This window comes from Sulfurospirillum arcachonense DSM 9755 (genome assembly GCF_000597725.1).
Lineage (GTDB): Bacteria > Campylobacterota > Campylobacteria > Campylobacterales > Sulfurospirillaceae > Sulfurospirillum_A > Sulfurospirillum_A arcachonense.
Genome location: NZ_JFBL01000037.1, coordinates 1 through 1,280, shown reverse-complemented (window position 1 = coordinate 1,280; position 1,280 = coordinate 1). Strand labels below are relative to the sequence as shown.

The 1,280-nt window shown below is 33.9% G+C and carries 3 protein-coding genes; all 3 read left to right on the top strand.

Features of this window, described 5'->3' with window-relative positions; translation table 11 throughout:
* Positions 1–198 (top strand): FAD-binding protein (locus tag K354_RS14490; protein ID WP_156928245.1); only part of this gene is annotated, 198 nt, incomplete at its 5' end.
* Positions 199–200: 2 nt separating this feature from the next.
* The gene (locus tag K354_RS0113630) at positions 201–662 is read left to right on the top strand and encodes a cytochrome c3 family protein (RefSeq protein WP_024956022.1); all 462 of its coding nucleotides are present in this window, start codon (positions 201–203) and stop codon (positions 660–662) included.
* On the top strand, positions 659–1,279 hold the full coding sequence (locus tag K354_RS0113625) for a cytochrome c3 family protein (protein WP_024956021.1): 621 nt from the start codon (positions 659–661) through the stop codon (positions 1,277–1,279). Before K354_RS0113630 ends, K354_RS0113625 begins: the two co-directional genes overlap by 4 nt.
* Position 1,280: the final 1 nt, after the last annotated feature.

The following is a 1,280-nucleotide window of genomic DNA, read 5'->3' as shown; positions in this document are numbered from 1 at the left end:
CCAAAACCACACCACACAATGGGTGGAGTTAAGATTAACACAAAAGCACAAGTAATTTCAGGAAACACAATGAAACCAATTGCAGGATTATATGCAGCTGGAGAAGTAACAGGTGGTACTCATGGAGCGAGCCGTTTAGGAAGTGTAGCTGTAACTGATTGTTTAACATTCGGTATGATTGCGGGAGAAAATATTTAATTATGAAGAATAAAAAAACTCTTTTTTCTCTAGGGTTTTTTTTCATTTTTAGTGTAGCATTTTTGTTCGGAAGTAGCAGCGAAAAAGCTGCTGCTCCTGAGCAAGCTAAACCTGCTGTTGAGCAGGTTAAATCTACACCTGAACTTCGAAAAGAATTTCCAATGAAGTCTCATCATGCAAAACTCTCATTTGAGTGTGTATATTGCCATGAGGGACAAGGAAATAACCCTAAAGAATTTACAACACCGGGCGATAAAGGTTGTTTATCTTGTCATAAAAGTAAGCAGTATTTAGCAGATAGATTAAAATTCATGGATAAATTACATGTTAATCCTCATAATTCAATTCATGATGGACCAGTACTATATTGTGATGAATGTCATAACGAACATAAACCATCAATAAATATGTGTGCAGAGTGCCATGAACATGATGTTAAGATTTGGACGAAGGACACACCATGAAAAAGAACATCTTAATAATTGGATTAGTAGGAATATTTATAGGACTTGTGATTTCATGGATAACATATGAAGGTCTTCATAGAACAAGTGATGAAAACTTCTGTGTGGCATGTCATGAAATGAGACCAATGGTTAATTCATATCACGATGACGTTCATGGTGGAAGCGGAAAAACTGGTATTAAAGTAAATTGTGTAAGTTGTCATTTACCTCATGATAGCCTTTTTGCATATATTTATACTAAAGCAAGAAATGGTGTTGTAGAAGGCGCAATACATTACTTTGGTAACCCAGAAGATATTGATTGGCAAAAAAATCGTGAAAAAAGAGAACATTTCGTTTATGATGAAGGATGTATCTCATGTCATGGTAATTATAAAACTAATAAAAGTATCAGTAAAAAAGGTAAACAAATGCATGCACATTATGCAAAATTACTTGATACTGATAAACAAATTAGTTGTGCATCTTGTCACGTTGAAATGGGTCATAAAGGCCTAAGAACGATGCTTAACTATTATAAACCTGAATATGAATTTTATGAAGGTAAACTTGATGAAGAAAAAGCAAAGGCTGAGAAAAATCTTGATTCTCATAACCTGAGTATGTTTAAATAAA